The sequence below is a fragment of the Kocuria sediminis genome (assembly GCF_009735315.1).
In the GTDB taxonomy this organism is placed as follows: domain Bacteria; phylum Actinomycetota; class Actinomycetes; order Actinomycetales; family Micrococcaceae; genus Kocuria; species Kocuria turfanensis.
In genome coordinates this window covers 49061-64260 of sequence record NZ_WOGU01000014.1, presented here as the reverse complement: position 1 = coordinate 64260, position 15200 = coordinate 49061, and the positions used below count along the sequence as shown (strand labels likewise).

At 76.1% G+C, this 15200-nt stretch carries 9 protein-coding genes; 4 read left to right on the top strand and 5 right to left on the bottom strand.

Annotated elements, in window-relative coordinates; translation table 11 throughout:
- Window positions 1–6: 6 nt before the first annotated feature.
- The 5 genes from GMA12_RS15330 to GMA12_RS15310 are packed head-to-tail and all read right to left on the bottom strand — an operon-like array spanning window position 7 to window position 8829.
- A complete protein-coding gene (locus GMA12_RS15330) occupies window positions 7–3636 on the bottom strand; it encodes a DUF3376 domain-containing protein (protein WP_156270378.1) in 3630 nt (1209 codons plus the stop codon).
- 7 nt (window positions 3637–3643) lie between these two features.
- The gene (locus tag GMA12_RS15325; protein ID WP_162459940.1) at window positions 3644–4942 is read right to left on the bottom strand and encodes a nucleotide disphospho-sugar-binding domain-containing protein; all 1299 of its coding nucleotides are present in this window, start codon (window positions 4940–4942) and stop codon (window positions 3644–3646) included.
- Window positions 4939–7137 (bottom strand): glycosyltransferase, encoded by a 2199-nt coding sequence (locus GMA12_RS15320; RefSeq protein WP_156270377.1) that lies wholly within the window; start codon window positions 7135–7137, stop codon window positions 4939–4941. Before GMA12_RS15320 ends, GMA12_RS15325 begins: the two co-directional genes overlap by 4 nt.
- Before the next feature lie 52 nt (window positions 7138–7189).
- Complete coding sequence (locus GMA12_RS15315; protein WP_156270376.1) at window positions 7190–8176, bottom strand: bile acid:sodium symporter family protein; 987 nt, start codon at window positions 8174–8176, stop codon at window positions 7190–7192.
- Complete coding sequence (locus tag GMA12_RS15310; protein WP_156270375.1) at window positions 8170–8829, bottom strand: MBL fold metallo-hydrolase; 660 nt, start codon at window positions 8827–8829, stop codon at window positions 8170–8172. The genes GMA12_RS15315 and GMA12_RS15310 overlap by 7 nt, the downstream gene beginning before the upstream one ends.
- A gap of 299 nt (window positions 8830–9128) precedes the next feature.
- Here GMA12_RS15310 and GMA12_RS15305 point away from each other — a divergent pair, with 299 nt between their 5' ends.
- Genes GMA12_RS15305 through GMA12_RS15290 form a run of 4 tightly spaced genes read left to right on the top strand, consistent with a single transcriptional unit; the run spans window position 9129 to window position 15200 of the window.
- Window positions 9129–9722: a MarR family winged helix-turn-helix transcriptional regulator gene (locus GMA12_RS15305; protein ID WP_156270374.1), complete on the top strand. Its 594-nt coding sequence runs from the start codon at window positions 9129–9131 to the stop codon at window positions 9720–9722.
- The gene (locus GMA12_RS15300) at window positions 9719–11464 is read left to right on the top strand and encodes an MDR family MFS transporter (protein WP_156270373.1); all 1746 of its coding nucleotides are present in this window, start codon (window positions 9719–9721) and stop codon (window positions 11462–11464) included. The genes GMA12_RS15305 and GMA12_RS15300 overlap by 4 nt, the downstream gene beginning before the upstream one ends.
- Window positions 11465–11508: 44 nt before the next feature.
- The gene (uvrA, locus tag GMA12_RS15295) at window positions 11509–14508 is read left to right on the top strand and encodes an excinuclease ABC subunit UvrA (RefSeq protein WP_370831757.1); all 3000 of its coding nucleotides are present in this window, start codon (window positions 11509–11511) and stop codon (window positions 14506–14508) included.
- Window positions 14505–15200: an HAD hydrolase-like protein gene (locus GMA12_RS15290; RefSeq protein ID WP_156270372.1), complete on the top strand. Its 696-nt coding sequence runs from the start codon at window positions 14505–14507 to the stop codon at window positions 15198–15200. Before uvrA ends, GMA12_RS15290 begins: the two co-directional genes overlap by 4 nt.

The window sequence follows — 15200 nt, the reverse complement described above, 5'->3', positions numbered from 1 at the left end:
CCCAGCTTATCCGCGCTCCCGCCGGCCACCGGGTGGGCGCAGCTCCGCCGAGCGCTCCCAGGGGCGCAGCATCGGCTCGCGCGGAGCCCACCACAGCGCCGTGGCCCAGCCGAGCAGGGCCGCGGCGGCCCCCGCGCCGGGCCGGTCGGTCAGCGCCCCGACGGTCCCCAGCAGCGCGGCCGCGGTGCTCGCGGCGGCACCGGCGACCAGCGCGGTCCAGGCGGGGCGGAGGAACCCGGCGAGGACGAGCGCCGCGAGCACGGCGCCCGCGGCGGCCGCCACGAGCGGCGCCGGCCCGCCGGCGGGCGGGACGGCCACCGGGCCCGGCACGACCAGGACGACGAGCGCCCACCCGGCCACGGCGGCCAGCACGACGCCGGCCGCGCGCACCACCTCGTCCACGGGCTCCCGGCCCGGCACCCGCAGCGCCACGGCGGCGGCGCAGCGCTCGAGCGCGAGCACCCCCGCCAGCAGCAGCAGCACCAGCGCGGTCCGGCCGGTCGTCGCCGCGGCCGCCGCGGGGAGGAGCAGCGCGGCCGCGGCGGCGCCGCAGCACCCCGCCCGGCGCAGGGCGGCGTCCCGGGCGGCGTCGGCGAGCGCCGCGGCCGGTGGACCACCGGCGGCCGCGAGGACGCGGGACCACCTCCGGTGCGCCCGGTGCACCGTGCGCAGCAGGGCGGCGGCCAGCAGCAGGGATCCGGCGCCGGCGAGGACGAGCTCCCCGACCCGGTCGGCCGGTTCCGGTGCCCCGAGCAGCCCGAGGGCCACGGCGGCCGCCACGAACGCGAGCGCGGCGCGGACCGGGGCGAGCAGCAGGGGGACCAGGACGAGGACGGGCTGCACCAGGAACAGCAGCAGCTCCCACACCCCGCGGGGCAGGTCCGGGGTCCCGGCCAGAGCCCGGCCGAGCACCCGCAGACCGCGCGAGGCCAGCGAGATCCGGTAGCCCGGGGCGAGCCGGGCCAGCCCGTCCGCACCGGCCCCCAGGGTCGTGAGGGCGTGCTGCCGGTCCCCGCCGCCGAGCTCGTCCAGCAGGCTCTCCTGCAGCGCGGCGGCGGCCCCCCGCGCGAGGTCCGCGGCTCCGTCGTCCGGGACTGCCCGGTCCGGTCCTGTGCTGTCCGGGCCCGTGCCGTGCTGCTCCGCGCCCGGCTGCGCGGACTCCTCCGGGGCGGGGTCCTCCTGCGCCGGCCGGTGCGGTTTCGGGTCCGACGCGGCCGGCGCCCCGGTGCCCGCGCGGAGGTCCGCCGCGGGCCCGGACCGGGCGGGCAGCCCGCGGAGGAAGGCCGCCGCACCGGCCGCGGCGTCGAGGCGGCCCCACCACCAGTCATTGGCGCGCCAGTCGGCGGCGAGGAAGCCGCGGAAGTTGAACAGCCCGGCGCCGGCGAGCTTGTCCTGCGCGGGGAGCCGCTCGGCGTCGGGGGCCAGGAGTCGGCGCAGCTCGTCGTCGCTGGCGCCGGGGCGCTCCGCGGCGTCGAGGGCGCGCTGCAGCCGCTGCCGCGCCCAGGCGCGCGGCAGCGGTCCGAGCGCCGCGGGCCGGGCGGGTGCGCCGTCCCCGCGGATCTCCCCGTAGCTGATGCCGGAGACCGGCGTGGGGATCCCGGCCGCCGCGAACAGCGGCGGCAGGTCCGCGGCGGTCGGCACCGGCCCGGAGACGGGCACGGCGGACCAGGGGGACTCGCGCCAGAGAACGCTCGGGCCCGGCGGGCCGTCGGGCGGCGGGCCGTGGTCGGCCCCCAGCCGCCCCTGGACGGCGGCGTGGGCGCCGCGCAGCACGGCCACCGCGGCATCGAGCTCCCGCCAGGCCTCCTCTCCGGCGCCCGACGCCGGGGAGGAGGCGTCCAGCCAGACGGGCACCGCGGCCGTGACCGGGGCCCCCGGGGCCGCGCAGACCGCCAGGACCGCCGCGAACAGTCCGTCCCGTGCGTGACCGGCCGCGGCCAGCACCCGGTACGCGACCGCCCGGGCGGGCGCCGGGTCGAAGCCGGCCGTCGGGACCGGACCGGCCCCCGGGGCGAGCAGCAGGGACTCGAGGAAGCGCACCCACGCGAGCACGCAGGACGCGGCGTCGGCCAGCGCCTGCGGGCCGCGCAGCACGGCCGTGGCTTCCGGTACCGTCAGCGGGCCGCGGGACAGGGCGTCGTAGCGCCCGGCGAGCTCCTGCCGCAGCGGCTCGAGCTCGGCGGCGCCGCGGGCGTGCACCTCCTGGCGCCGGGGGAGCGTGGAGGCCAGCTGCCACTGCGCGGGCCGGGTCAGCAGCCGGGCCAGCAGCGCGGCATCGGCCCGGGCGCGGTAGCGCAGGTACGCGCGACGCCGGTCCTCCCGCGAGACCGGGTCCCAGGCGAGGGGCAGCGCGGCGAGGGGGTGCAGCCGCCCGTCGGCGACCAGCCGGTCGTCCCGGCGGTCGGCGAGGGCCAGGACCTCGTCCTCGTCCGTCTCCCGCCGGCGCAGCCGGGTGACCGTGGCCCCGAGCGTGCGGACCAGGCGCGGCAGGTCCAGGTCGCCGGCGCGGACCTCCTGCGCGGCGGGCGGGTCCGGGTCCAGGTAGAGCAGGCAGCGGTCGGCGTGCCGCAGCGAGGTCCGGGTGCCGGCGGCCGCCACGGCCCGGTCGATGGGGATGTTGTCGAAGACCCCGCCGTCGATCACCCGGAAGGGCAGCCCCTGCGGGTCGCGGTGGGCCGAGAAGGCGTGGCTGAGGTCCGGGCGGGGGAACCCGCCGAGCCGGCCCGCGGTCGGCGCCGACCACACGGCGGCGGGTTCGAACGCGCCGGGGAACGACGACGTCGCGCGGGCCGCGTAGGCCAGACGGGCCAGGGAGGCGGCGTGGTGGCCGGCCTCCTCGGGCGTTTCCGGGGAGGTCTCCCCGGGCGCCCCGGGGCGGGCGGGGATGTCGTTGCCCAGTGGGGGAGCGGGGCAGCCCGGTTCCGGGGAGGAGAAGTGGAACCCGCCCCGGCCCTCCGCCGCGCCGCCGTGGAAGGAGGGATCGCTGTCCAGCACGGTGGCGGACAGGTCCACGGACACGTGCTCCGCCACCAGGTCCGGGTGGTGCCGCGGGTCCCCGTGCACGGTGGCGAGCAGCTCCTGCACGCGCGGCCACAGGTAGGCGTCGCCCTGGAGCAGCGAGTCGACCGGTGTCCGCCCCAGCGGGCGCAGGAGCCGGCCCAGCGCCGCGTGCTCCTGCCACAGCAGGCCCAGGGCGCCCAGCCCGGTGCCGGCGCGCTGGGCCACGGCGTGCACCACGCTGTTCAGCCCGCCGGCGCTGGCCCCGGCGAGGAGGTCGAACTCCACCCGGTCGTAGCCCGCGTCCGCGAGCAGCCCGGCGTAGACCCGGGCGCGCTCGGCCGTGTGCGGATCGGGCGCCGCCGAGGGCTGCAGCAGCACGGCGTGCAGCCCGCCGGCCGGGTCCCGGTGGATCCGGATCCGGCGCAGCAGGTCGAGCTCGGCGACCGCCCCGCCGATCCACACCGCCAGGCTGACCCCGCCGCGCATGGCCAGGGCGAACCGGAGGGTGCGCCCGAAGGCGGGAGGCTGTCCCGCGGTGGCCGCGTCCGCCCGGCGGTCCGGGGGCAGGACGGTCAGCCGTAGCCCGGCTCCCGGCGCACGCTCCTCCGGGTCGGCCCCGTCCCGATCAGCCGGCACGGGCCGCTCACCCGGCAAGGGCCGCGAACGCCCGCTGGGGACCGGGGCGGCGGGTGAGCCCGTGTCGCAGCTCCTCGAGCAGCTCCCGGCCCCCGTGCCCGTCGTCGAGCAGCGCGGCCGTGGCCTCGCGGATCTCGGCGGCGGTGACCGCGTTGGGGTCCAGCACGGTGCCCAGTCCCGCCGTCTCCAGGGCGGCCGCTCCGGCGAACTGATCCGTGGACAGGGGCAGCAGGAGCAGGGGCACCCCGGCCGTGAGCGCCTCCGTGACGCTGTTGTTGCCGCCGTGCGAGATCGCCGCGCGCGCCCGGCGCAGCAGGGTCACCTGGGGCAGGGAGCCGCGCACGAGCCAGTCTCCCGGCACCGGCCCGAGGGCGGCGGGCGGCGTGGCGCCGGCGGCCAGGGCCACCCGGACGTCGAGGCCGCGCAGGGCCTCGGCCACGCGGGCGAGCACGTCCCCGCGCACCGAGAGGAAGCTGCCGAGGCTGACGTAGACGACCGGGCGGTCCGAGGCCGCCAGCCACGCGGCCACCTCTGGATCCTCGGCCTCCTCCCGCACGGCCGAACCCAGGAACGTGTGCTCGGGCAGCCGGCGGGTCCGGGAGTCGTCGTGGAGCTCGCCCGGGTAGTTGAGCAGCAGGTCGTCACCGGTCTCCGCGAACGCGTCCGCGCTCGCGGGCGCGCCCGGGGCGAGCTGCTGCAGCGCGTCGTTCCACTGCTGCGTGAACTCGTCCCGCACGGCCGAGCACAGCCGGTGCAGGGCCGCCAGCTCGGCGGGGGACGGGCGCAGACGGCCGGGCCAGGCCGGCGGGTGCCCGTACACCTCGTCCGCCACGGTCAGGGCGGAGGGGTGGCCCAGCACCACGTCGGCGTGCCGGACGCCGCTGCCGGTGAGCGCCAGGCGGGCGCTGAAGGCCAGGTGGTCCACGATCACCTGGTCCGGGCGCACCCGCTCCACCACGGCCTGCACGCGCCGGGCCGTGCCCAGCGGGTCCCACAGCAGGTCGTCCCGGCGGGCCCGGGCCTGGAAGGACAGGGTCTCCACGGGGCCGCGCCGGGTCGCGGCGAAGAACCCGCGCAGCGCGTCGTCCTCCCCGGCCGGCTGCTCCTCCGCCCGGATCACCCCGGGGTTGGACCCGCGCCCCAGCGGCAGCAGCTCCACGTCGTAGCCGAAGTCCCGGGCCAGGGGTGCGGTCGCCGGGCCGGTGGCCACGACCACCCGCTGCCCGGCGTCGCGCCAGGCGGTGGCCAGGGTGGCGAGGGGGAAGAGGTGGGACGCGTAGTCGGGGCTGATGACGAGCAGGGTCACGGGGTGGGGCTCCTGTCGGTGGCGGGGGCCGCGACGCGGCCGTAGACGGCGATGAGGGCCTGCGCCATGCCCTCGATGCTGAACCGCTCGCGCACGGTGGCGTACGCGGCCGCGGCGGCGTCCTCGGCCCCGGGCCCGGCGGCGAGGTCCAGGGCCCGGGCGGCGCCCCGGGACAGGGCGGCGGGGTCCCGGGTGTCGACGAGGACGCCGGTTACGCCCTCCTGCACGAAGGTCGCCGGCCCGCCGGCCGCGGGCGCGACCACGGGCAGGCCGCTGGCCAGCGCCTCCACGAGCGCAACTCCGAACTCCTCCTTGACGCTGGCGCACACGTAGGCGCCCCGGGGGGCGGCGAGCCCCGGCCGGCCCCGGCGCACCGCGGCGAGCCACACGGCCACGGTGCCGTGGGGCCGGTGGCCGGCCAGGAGCAGGCCGCGGGCGGCGGCCCGGGCGCGCGGCACGGCGGCGTCGATGCGCCCCAGCTGCTCGCGCTCGTCGGCCGAGGGGTGCGCGAGGTTCCCGCCCACGACGAGCAGGTTGCAGCGGGCGCGCAGCCGCTCGTCGGCGGCCCAGGCCTCGACCAGGTCCGCGGTGCCCTTGACCCGGTGCAGGCGCCCGACCGTGACGACCAGCGGCAGGCCGCGCCGCTCGGCCGGGAGGCCGGCGAGCACGGCGTCGAGCTCCTCGAGCTCCTGCCCCGTGCCCTCCTCGGCCTGCGCGGCGGCCCGGTCCACCGAGCCCAGGTCGATGCCCTCGGGCACCACGGTGCACCGCCCGGGCGCGTCCGGGTCCAGGTCCAGCAGCTCGCGGGCGTCGCGGGCGAGGTCCGGGCGGGGGAACAGCACCAGGTGCTCCGCCCCGGCGGCGAGGTCGGCGAGCAGGCGCACCCGGAACCACAGGTGCTCCACGGCGTCGACGGCGCCGAAGCCCTCCCGGGTGAGGGTGCCGGCCGCCTCGCGGGCGGCGACCAGCGCGTGCGGGTCCGGGGCCATGGTCAGCACCCGGGGGATGCCGTGCTCGGCCGCCACGGCCGCGGCGGCGAGCGAGCCGACGTCGGCCATCCGCAGGTGCACGACGTCCACGGGGCCCGCCGCCCGGAGCGCGCGCCGCAGGCCGCGCTCCGCGGCGACCCGCCGCGGCCAGGCCTCGGCCATGGGCACCGGGGAGCCCTGGAACGGCACGACGCCGAAGACGTGCCCTGCCCCGGCCAGCCGGGGCAGGGCGGCGCGCGCCTCGTCGTGGCTGCCCCGCGAGAGGGTGACGACGCGCACCGTCCCGGTGCCGTGCGGCGGGCGGTGCGCCGCGAGGGCGTCGCCGAGCTGGGTGAGCAGGGTGGCGATCCCGCCGTTGTCCCCCCGCCCGGAGAAGGTGAGGTCGCGATCGATCTCCGCGTGCAGGAACGCCTGCAGCACGGTGGGGCCGTTCCCGGGCGGCGGGGGAGCGGCCGGGCCGGCCTCCAGCTCCGCCCGGGCCAGTCGGGCGACCGGGGCCAGGGGCCCGCCCGCCCGTGCGCACTCGGCGGCGAGGTCGAGGAGCCCGGGAACACCCTCCGGGTCCTCGTGGTGCCGCTCGACGAGGGCCTCCAGGGCGGCCCCGCGGACCGCGTGGTCCTCCGCGGGGTCTCCGGCCAGCGTCCGGAGCAGCCCGGTGGCGACGGATCCGGGCACCAGGCCCACGGTCTCGGCGAGGCGGGCGCGGGCGCAGGGCTCGGGGGTGCCCGCGAGGGTGTGGGTGAGGGCGTCCCCCACGGGGCCACCGACGTCTGGGGCCCAGGCCTGCAGGGTGCGCTGGGCCAGCATGCCGGGGAAGCCGCCTCCGGCGACGAGGTGGGCCAGGGCGGGCACGGCCCGGGCGACCGGCTCCCGCGCGGCCAGCGACCAGGCTGTGTGCTCCCGCACCCAGGGCCGGGCGTCGTCCAGCAGGGCGGTGAGCAGCGTGTCCGGTCGGGCCCCGGGCACCGCGGCCAGGGCGTGGACGGCGGCGAGTGCGGCGAGCTGGTCCTCGCCCCGGCGGAGCTCCTCCACCAGCACCGGCAGGGCGGCCACCGGCTCCTCCCGGGCGGCGGCGACGAGGGCGTCGGCGCGGCGGATGCCCTCGAGGATCGTGGGGGCGGACCGCACGGCGGTCAGGGCGGCGTGCGGGCGCGCGCCGGTGCGCCCCGCGGTGGTGTCCGGTGCGCAGGGCGCGACGAAGGTCATGGGCTCACGCTAACCGACGGCGGCGGTCCGCCGGAGCCGGGGCGAGGGATTCTCAGGAATCTGGGAGCCGGCGGGCGGCCCGGGCGTCGGCCCGGCGGCAGAGCAGGGCGAACACGGCTCCGGAGAGGTTGTGCCAGACGGAGAAGACCGCCCCGGGCAAGGCCGCCAGCGGGTTCATGTACTGGGCGGCGAGGCCGGCGGCCAGGCCGGAGTTCTGCATGCCCACCTCCACGGCGATGGTGCGCCGCGCCGCGGGCGGGAGGCCCGTCAGCGCGCCCACCAGGTGGCCCAGGGCCAGGCCGAGCACGTTGTGCAGGACGACGGCCGCGAGCACGAGCAGACCCGCCTCCACGATCCGGTCCGCGCTGGCCGAGACGACGATCGCCACGATGAGGGAGATGGCCGCGACGGAGACCCAGGGCAGGACGGGCAGCGCGCGTCGGACCAGCCCCGGCAGCAGCAGCCGCACGGCCAGGCCCAGGACCACGGGCACGAGCACGATCCGGGTGATCGACCACGCCATGGACCCGCCGTCCACCGGGAGGTACTGACCGGCCAGCCAGAGGGTCAGCAGGGGCGTGAGCAGGGGAGCCAGCAGGGTGGAGATCGACGTCATCGCCACCGACAGGGCGACGTCCCCCCGGGCGAGGTAGGACACCACGTTCGACGCGGTGCCGCCCGGGGCGCAGCCCACCAGGATCACGCCGGCCGCCAGCTCCGGGGGCAGACGCAGCAGCAGCACGACGAGCAGCGCGAGGAGCGGCATCAGCACGTACTGGGCGACGACGCCCAGCAGCACCGGGAGCGGGCGCCGGGCCACGAGGGCGAAGTCGACCGGCCGCAGGGTCAGGCCCATGCCGAACATGACCAGCCCGAGCAGGGGATTGACCCACCCGGACAGCCCGCTCACCGCGCCGGGGGCCAGGAAGCCGACGAGACCGCCGGCCAGGACCAGGAGCGGGAACAGCAGGACCGCGGTGTAGGCGCCGCGGTCGGTCGAGGGGGCCTCCGCGCTGACGGCGGGCCCGGCGTTCACCATCCCCGGGCGCGCCACTCGTCCAGGTGCGGGCGCTCGGCCCCCAGCGTGGTCGGCTTGCCGTGGCCGGGGTGGACGACCGTGTCGTCGTCGAAGCGGTCGAAGATCCGCTCGGTCACGTCGTCGAGGAGCTGCCGGAAGTCCTCCGGGCTGTTCGTCTTGCCGACGCCGCCGGGAAAGAGGGAGTCGCCGGAGAAGATGTGCGCCGGTCCCTGCGGATCGCGGTAGACCAGCGCGATCGAGCCGGGCGTGTGCCCGCGCAGGCCGATGACCTCCAGGTCGAAGCCGTCGAACTCGGCGGTGTCCCCGTCCTCGAAGGTGAGGTCCATCGGGACCGAGATGTCGGCCTCGTCGTCGGCGCCGCAGGCGGTCATCGCCTCGGAGCGGGAGCGGACCTCGTCGAGCGCGCGCACGTGGTCCCAGTGCGAGTGCGTGGTGATGATGAGCTGGAGGTTGCCGAAGGCCTGGGAGCAGTCGCTGTTGCCGGCGCCCACGAGACCGGCGATGGCGCGAGGGTCGTCGGCGGCGTCGATGAGCACCTGGGTGCCCTCGTCCTTGGAGGTGAGCAGGTAGACGTTGTTGTCCATCTCGCTCACGGAGATCCGGCGAATCGTGACCTCGGCGAGGTCGGTGACCTCCGTCTTCGTTGCGATCATGAGGACGAAGGTACGCCGGAGTCCAGCGACTCGCCAGTCGGCCCTGCTGTGGGCCCGCGCAGCGGCCGCTCCGCGGCCGGACGCCTCGGGGAAGCGCCCGGCCGGGCGTGACGGGAGCCACCTCGCCGGACCTTGTGGACCATGGACCGCCCCCGTATAGTTGCGTGCGGCAACAAATCATCAGGGGTGGAGAGCGCTCCGCGCCCGCCGTCGCCGGTCCCGCGAGCGGCGGGAGCAGCGCGGGACGAGCGCCCCGTCGTCGTTGCCCCACCCGTTGCCGACATCCCGGAGGAGCCCCGTTGCCCGTCTCCCACGACACCGCCGTGGAGCTGGTGCGCGACCTGCTCGAGCTGCAGCGCGTCATGAAGCGCGTGACCAAGACCGACGCCGGTCAGCGCCAGCTCAACCCCACGGCGATCGCCCTGCTCTACTACCTCGACAGCACCGGGCCGCGCCGGGCCACCGTCATGGCCTCGGACACCGGGCTCGGCCCGTCGGGGCTGAGCCGCCAGCTGGCCGGCCTGGAGGACGCCGGCCTGGTCGAGCGCACCCCGGACCCCGAGGACGGGCGGGCGGCCCTGGTCGCCATCACCGGGCGGGGGCGGGAGCAGGTCCGCGCCGTCGTGGAGCAGGACGCCCAGCGCCTGGCGGCCCGGCTCGTGGGCTGGGACGAGGACCAGGCCCGCGCCAGCCGCGGCGCCATCAACGAGATCACCACCGTCTTCCTGGACTCCCTCGGCGCGGAGCGCACCACCTCCTGCCGGGAGACCCGCAGACCCCCGCGCGCCGCGCCGGCCACCGCCGGCGGGGAGCACGACGGGGAGCACGCAGAGCACCCGGGGAGCCCACGGCCCCCGCAGCACCGACACCACGAGGAGGAGACCGCGAGATGACCGCACCCCAGCCAGCCGCCGCACCGGGCGGAGGGACCGGCGCGTCCCACCAGGACGTGCTCCGCGCCCTCACCGGCATCCTCTCCGTGTTCTTCATGGCGATGGTCACCCTCACCATCATCGGCACCGCCCTGCCGGTGATCATGGCCGACCTCGGCGGGGACCAGACCTCCCTGTCCTGGACGGTCACCGGCACCCTGCTGGCCAACGCCGCGACCACACCCGTGTGGGGCAAGCTCGCCGACCTCTTCGACAAGAAGAAGCTGCTGCAGCTGTCCATCGTGATCTTCGTGCTCGGCTCGGCCATGGCCGGACTGTCCCCGACCATCGAGTTCCTCATCCTGGCCCGCGTGGTCCAGGGCATCGCCATGGGCGGCATCATGGCCCTGGCGATGACCATCATGGGCACGATCATCCCGCCCCGGGAGCGCGGCCGCTACGCCGGCTACATGGGCGCCGTCATGGCCGTGGCCACCTCCGCCGGCCCCCTGCTGGGCGGTCTGATCGTCGACCTCTTCGGCTGGCGCTGGGTGTTCCTGATCCCGGCCCCGCTGGCGGTCCTGGCCGCGGTGCTGGTCCACCGCACCCTGCGGATCCCGCCGCAGGCCCCGCGGCGGGTGAGCATCGACTGGCTGGGCATCGCCCTGCTGATCGTCTCGGCCTCCGCGCTGCTGCTGTGGGTCTCCCTGGCCGGCCAGCCGGGCATGTTCGAGTGGGTCTCCGGGACCTCCGCGGCCCTCGTGGCGACCGCGCTCGTGGGCACCGTGCTGTTCGTGCTCGTCGAGCAGCGCGCCGCGGAGCCGGTCGTGCCCATCCGGGTGGTCACGGAGCGCACCACGGCGCTCGCCATCCTCGCGGCGATCGCCACCGGCGGGGCCATGTTCGCCTCGACCACCTACCTGGGCCAGTACTTCCAGCTGGGCCAGGGCTTCAGCCCCACCATGGCCGGGGTGCTCATGCTCCCGCAGGTCTTCGGCTCGCTCGTGGGCGCCACGGTCGCCGGGCAGCTGATCACCCGCTACGGGCGGTGGAAGATCATCCTGGTCGTGGCCGCGGTGCTGATGTCCACGGGCCTGTTCCTCGCCTCCACCCTCACGCACGACACCCCGCTGTGGACCGTGAGCGTCTTCATCCTCCTCGTGGGCCTGGGCATCGGCGCACTGAACCAGAACCTGGTCCTGGCCGTGCAGAACACGGTGGGGCTCAAGGACATGGGTGCGGCCTCCTCCTCGGTCGCGTTCTTCCGCACCATGGGCGGGGCCGTGGCGGTCGCCGTCTTCGGCGCGCTGATGAGCTCGCACCTGGCCGCGGAGCTCGCCGCCCGCACCCGGGCCCAGGGCGGGGACCCCGCCGCCGCGGACTCCTCCACGATGGACCTGGACGCGCTGCCCGCCTCCGTGGAGGGCATCGTGCGGGAGGCCTACGGCACGGGCACCGGGCTGATCTTCCTGGTCGCCGCCCTCGCCTCCCTCGTGACGCTGCTGGCCGTGCTCCTGATCAAGGAGGTCCCGCTGCGCCGCACCGTGGACATCGTGGAGGTGGACCCGGCGACGGGCCAGCTCAAGGTCGTCACCCGCACCCTCGACGCCCGGGAGGTCCGGCGGCGGCAGCGCGAGGCCCGCGCCGCCGGGACCGGGCGCCCCGGGAGCGGCGAGGCCGCCGCGGCGCCGGACGCCGGGGGAGACGCCGCCTCCGAGCGCATGCGCGAGGACACCTCCACCGGCCCCGTGGACCGGGTGTGAACCGGCGCACGGAGCCCGTGGTCATGTCCGGGCCCGGTACTAGAGTGGAGGGCGTGTCTGAGCCGATCCCCACGTCCACCCTGGTCCTGAACCCCGCCGACGAGCCCTCCGAGCCCGGCGCGGGCGCCGCCTCCGCCGCCGTGTCCAGGGCCACCCACAAGTCCGATCTCACCGAGATCGTGGTCCAGGGGGCGCGCGAGCACAACCTCGACAACGTCTCGCTGACCGTGCCCCGGGACGCGATGGTCGTGTTCACCGGCCTGTCCGGGTCGGGGAAGTCCTCCCTGGCGTTCGACACGATCTTCGCCGAGGGCCAGCGCCGGTACGTGGAGTCCCTGTCCTCCTACGCCCGGATGTTCCTGGGCCGGGTGGACAAGCCCGACGTCGACTTCATCGAGGGATTGTCCCCGGCGGTGTCCATCGACCAGAAGTCCACCTCCCGCAACCCGCGCTCCACGGTCGGGACGATCACCGAGATCTACGACTACATGCGCCTGCTGTGGGCGCGCATCGGCCGGCCGCACTGCCCCGTGTGCGGGGAGCGGATCGAGAAGCAGACCCCGCAGCAGATCGTGGACCAGCTGCTGGAGATGCCGGAGAAGACCCGCTTCCAGGTCCTCGCCCCGGTGGTGCGGGAGCGCAAGGGCGAGTTCGCCGACCTGTTCCAGGAGCTCTCCGCCAAGGGCTTCTCGCGCGCCACCGTGGACGGCGAGACCGTCCAGCTCTCGGACCCGCCCAAGCTCAAGAAGCAGTACAAGCACACCATCGAGGTCGTCGTCGACCGCCTCGTGGTCAAGGAGGGCATCCGCCAGCGCCTCACCGACTCCGTCGAGACGGCGCTGGGCCTCGCCGAGGGCCGCGTCGTCGTCGAGCTCGTGCCCCGCTCCGACGAGGAGATCGCCCACCCGCTGGAGCTGCGCCGGCCGTTCTCGGAGAACCTCGCCTGCCCCAACGAGCACCCGCTGCAGGCCGACGAGATCGAGCCCCGCTCCTTCTCCTTCAACGCCCCCTTCGGGGCGTGCCCGGAGTGCGACGGCATCGGTTCCCGCCTGGAGGTCGACGAGGACCTGGTGGTCCCCAACGCCGACCTCTCCCTGGTCGAGGGCGCCATCGCCCCGTGGTCGCTGGGCAAGGCGACCAGCGAGTACTGGAACCGGCTGCTCGCCGGGCTCGGCCAGGAGGTCGGCTTCGACCTCGTCACCCCCTGGGGCAAGCTGCCCGCCAAGGCGCGCAAGGCGATCCTCGAGGGCAAGGACTACCAGGTCACCGTGGCCTACCGGAACCGCTTCGGCCGGGAGCGCCGCTACACCCAGGGCTTCGAGGGCGTGATCGGCTACATCAAGCGCAAGCACGCCGAGACCGAGTCGGACCACGCCAAGGACCGCTACGAGCAGTACATGCGCCAGGTCGCCTGCCCCGCCTGCGACGGCGCGCGGCTGAACCCGACCATGCTCGCCGTGACGGTCGGCGGGAAGAACATCGCCGAGACCACCCGCATGCCCATGCGCGAGGCCCACGAGTTCTTCCGCGACCTTCAGCTGAGCGCCCGGGACGCGAAGATCGGCGACCAGGTGCTCCGGGAGATCCAGGCCCGGCTGACGTTCCTGGTGGACGTCGGCCTGGACTACCTCAACCTGGAGCGCGCCGCCGCGACGCTGTCCGGCGGGGAGGCCCAGCGCATCCGCCTGGCCACGCAGATCGGCGCCGGGCTCGTGGGGGTGCTCTACGTCCTCGACGAGCCCTCCATCGGCCTGCACCAGCGGGACAACCGCCGGCTCATCGAGACCCTCACCAAGCTGCGCGACATGGGCAACACCCTGATCGTGGTCGAGCACGACGAGGACACGATCCGCGAGGCCGACTGGATCGTGGACGTCGGCCCCGGCGCCGGCGAGCACGGCGGGCGCGTGGTGCACTCCGGGACCTACGAGGAGCTGCTCGCCAACGAGCACTCCATCACCGCCGACTACCTCTCCGGGCGCAAGGCCATCGCCGTGCCCGCCCGGCGGCGGCCGGTGGACCGCAAGCGCATGCTCAAGGTCGTGGGCGCGCGGGAGAACAACCTCCAGGGCATCGACGTGGCGTTCCCGCTCGGCGTGCTCACCGCGGTCACCGGGGTGTCCGGGTCCGGCAAGTCCACCCTGGTCAACGACATCCTCTACACGTCCCTGGCCAACAAGCTCAACGGCGCCAAGCAGGTCCCGGGCCGGCACAAGCGGATCGACGGCGTGGACCAGCTGGACAAGGTCGTGCACGTGGACCAGAGCCCCATCGGCCGGACCCCGCGCTCCAACCCGGCGACCTACACCGGCGTGTTCGACCACATCCGCAAGCTCTTCGCCGAGACCCCCGAGGCGAAGGTGCGCGGCTACCAGGCCGGCCGGTTCTCCTTCAACGTCAAGGGCGGGCGCTGCGAGGCGTGCTCCGGCGACGGCACGATCAAGATCGAGATGAACTTCCTGCCCGACGTCTACGTCCCGTGCGAGGTGTGCAAGGGCGCCCGGTACAACCGGGAGACCCTCGAGGTGCACTACAAGGGCCGGACCATCGCCGAGGTGCTGGAGATGCCCATCGAGGAGGCCGCGGAGTTCTTCAAGGCGTTCGGCCCGATCGCCCGGCACCTGAACACCCTCGTGGACGTCGGCCTCGGCTACGTCCGCCTCGGCCAGCCCGCCACCACCCTGTCCGGCGGCGAGGCCCAGCGCGTGAAGCTGGCCGCCGAGCTGCAGAAGCGCTCCAACGGCCGCTCCATCTACGTGCTCGACGAGCCCACCACCGGCCTGCACTTCGAGGACATCCGCAAGCTGCTGCTCGTGCTGCAGGGTCTCGTGGAGAAGGGCAACACGGTGATGACCATCGAGCACAACCTCGACGTCATCAAGTCCGCCGACTGGGTGGTGGACCTCGGGCCCGACGGCGGCTCCGGCGGCGGCCGGGTGATCGCCGAGGGCACCCCCGAGCAGGTGGCCCGCAACACGGCGAGCCACACCGGCCGGTTCCTCGCCGAGATCCTCGGCGAGCAGGCCGCGGGAGCGGCCCGATGACCGCGCCCGTGGTGCTCTGGGACCTCGACGGCACGCTCCTGGACCCGGCCGGGGCGATCACCGGGGGCATCGCCCGGGCGCTGGCCGAGCACGGGCACGCCGTGCCCGAGGACCTGCGCCGCTTCGTGGGCCCGCCCGTGGGCTGGTCCCTGCGGGCGTTCACCGACGTCCCGGAGGAGGAGATCCCGCGCGTGGTCGCCGCCTACCGGGCCCGGTACCGCACCGAGGGCCTGGCGCAGACCCGGGTCTACCCCGGGGTGGAGGCCCTGCTCGAGCGGCTGCACGGGACCGGGGCGCGGATGGCCGTGGCCACCCAGAAGCCCGAGCCCACCGCGGAGCTGGCGGTCGAGAGGTTCGGCCTCGGCCGCTGGTTCGAGACCGTCTCGGGGGCCGCCGACGACGCCGCGGCCGCCCCGCGCGACGGAGTGGTCCACGACAAGCCCGCGATCATCGGCGAGGCCCTGCGCCGGCTCGGCGTGGACGCCCCGGACCCGGCGCGCACGGTGATGATCGGGGACCGCCGCTACGACGCCGAGGGCGCGCTCGCGCACGGGATCGACTGCCTGGGCGTCGCGTGGGGCTTCGCGGACGAGGGCGAGCTCGGCACCGGCTTCGCCGCCGTGGCCGGGGACGCCGCCGAGCTCGGGGAGCTGCTGGCCCGGTACACCCAGCCCGCGCCGACGGGCCGCTGA